Raw genomic sequence first — 481 nt, 5'->3', positions numbered from 1 at the left:
GTACGGAGGTTCCTTTCAAGCCGTCCGCGCAGACCTTCCAGAATATCCACTTCAGCTGGGACATCCTGGCCAAGCGTCTTCGCGAGCTGTCGTTCCTAAACTCGGGTGTCGGCATCGTTCTGCGCGACGAGCGCACGGCAAAAGAGGAGCTGTTCCGTTACGAGGGCGGTCTGCGAGCATTCGTCGAGTACCTGAACACCAACAAGACGCCGGTCAACCAAGTGTTCCACTTCAATGTCCAACGCGAAGATGGCGTCGGCGTGGAATTGGCCTTGCAGTGGAATGACAGTTTCAACGAGAACATTCTCTGCTTCACCAACAACATCCCGCAGCGCGACGGTGGCACCCACCTGGCGGGCTTCCGTTCGGCACTCACTCGGAACTTGAACACCTACATCGAGCAGGAGGGTTTGGCGAAGAAGCTGAAGGTCGCCACCACCGGCGACGACGCGCGCGAAGGCCTTACCGCCATCATTTCGGT

General features: G+C 58.4%; 1 pseudogene. It reads left to right on the top strand.

Annotated elements, in window-relative coordinates:
• A pseudogene (gene gyrB, locus J5M58_RS26580) lies at positions 1-481 on the top strand (DNA gyrase subunit B); the annotation flags it as partial.

It is taken from the genome of Pseudomonas sp. 32_A (assembly GCF_017490905.1).
Classification (GTDB): domain Bacteria; phylum Pseudomonadota; class Gammaproteobacteria; order Pseudomonadales; family Pseudomonadaceae; genus Aquipseudomonas; species Aquipseudomonas inefficax.
Note: the sequence above shows the minus strand (reverse complement) of the source record. Positions and strands in the feature narration are given on the sequence as shown.